General features: G+C 29.1%; 1 protein-coding gene. It reads left to right on the forward strand.

All coding sequences use genetic code 11. The annotated features are described in order from the left end of the window. The first annotated feature begins 54 nt into the window (after positions 1–54). A complete protein-coding gene (locus tag DWX74_RS07875; RefSeq protein ID WP_118549489.1) occupies positions 55–1,278 on the forward strand; it encodes an IS256 family transposase in 1,224 nt (407 codons plus the stop codon). The last annotated feature ends 170 nt before the right edge of the window (positions 1,279–1,448 follow it).

Genomic DNA, 1,448 nt, shown 5'->3' on the forward strand with positions numbered 1-1,448 from the left:
AAATTTAATCGCCTTCTATGGTAATATCAAATTAATCATAGGAGGCGATTTTTTATGGGCAGAAAGAAAAGAGAACCATTAAATCCAGAAAAGAAAAATATAATAGCGGAGCTAATTAAAACATATGAAATTAAAACCGCTCAAGACATTCAGGATGCACTTAAAGATCTTTTAGGTGATACTATTCAAGAGATGCTTGAATCTGAAATGAATGAGCATCTTGGATATGAAAAATATGAACGTGGTGAAAATACCAATTCAAGAAATGGATATAAAACAAAAAGAGTTAGATCTGGAATGGGAGAATACGAAATTGATGTTCCTCAAGATAGAGATTCCTCTTTTGAACCTCAAATTGTCAAAAAAAGACAAAAGGATATTTCTGAAATAGAGCAAAAAATAATAAATATGTATGCTTTAGGCATGAGTAATAGAGATATAACTTCTCAAATAGAGGATATTTATGGATTTGAACTATCTGAAGGAATGATTTCAGATGTAACTGATAAAATAATACCTAAAATCGAAGAATGGAAATATAGACCTCTTGAAAGTGTATATCCTGTTGTATATATAGATGCTATCCATTTCTCTGTTAAAGAAAATGGTTCTGTTAAGAAAAAAGCTGTCTATGTAATTCTTGGTATAAGTTCCGAAGGATACAAAGAAATTCTAGGATTGTATATTGGAGATACTGAAAGCTCTAAGTATTGGTTTTCTGTGCTAAATGAATTAAAAAATAGAGGTGTAAGAGATATTTTAATCGTTTGTGCTGATGGACTATCAGGAATAAAAGAAGCGATAAGCTCCGCTTTTCCAAATACTGAATATCAGAGATGTATTGTTCATCAAGTTAGAAATACATTAAAATATGTATCATACAAAGATAGAAAGGAATTTGCTAATGATTTAAAAACAATATATCATGCCATTAATGAAGAACAGGCTCTAGCTAATTTAGAACGTACTTCAGAAAAATGGAATGAAAAATATCCAAATTCTATGAAATCTTGGTTTAGTAACTGGGATTCAATTATACCGATATTTAAATTTTCACCAGAAACTAGAAAGGTAATTTATACTACAAATGCCATTGAAAGTGTAAATTCGCAGCTTAGAAAAATAAATAAAAAAAGAACTGTTTTTCCAAACAAGATTTCCTTAGAAAAATCACTATATCTATCAGTTGAAAAAATAAGCAAAAAATGGAGTATGCCTATTAGAAACTGGGGATATATTTATGGAGAACTTTCAATAATGTATGAAGATAGATTGTAATAATTAAAAAAGTCAAGAAAGCCGGCTTTTTTAGCTGGTTTTCTTGACTTGCAACAAAATAAATAATATTATGTTTTAAAGGGCGTTAGCCATTTATTCATAAATTATTTTAAGTCTATTATACTACCTAACGGTAGTTTAAGCCATAGAGGGCTTATTTACAGAAAAAA

Origin of the sequence: Peptoclostridium sp. AF21-18, from assembly GCF_003478825.1 — a bacterium.
Lineage (GTDB): Bacteria > Bacillota > Clostridia > Peptostreptococcales > Peptostreptococcaceae > Peptacetobacter.

Excerpts from the sequence above, each read along its gene's own strand:
- DWX74_RS07875 (WP_118549489.1), top strand. The coding sequence starts at position 55 with ATGGGCAGAAAGAAAAGAGAACCATTAAATCCAGAAAAGAAAAATATA.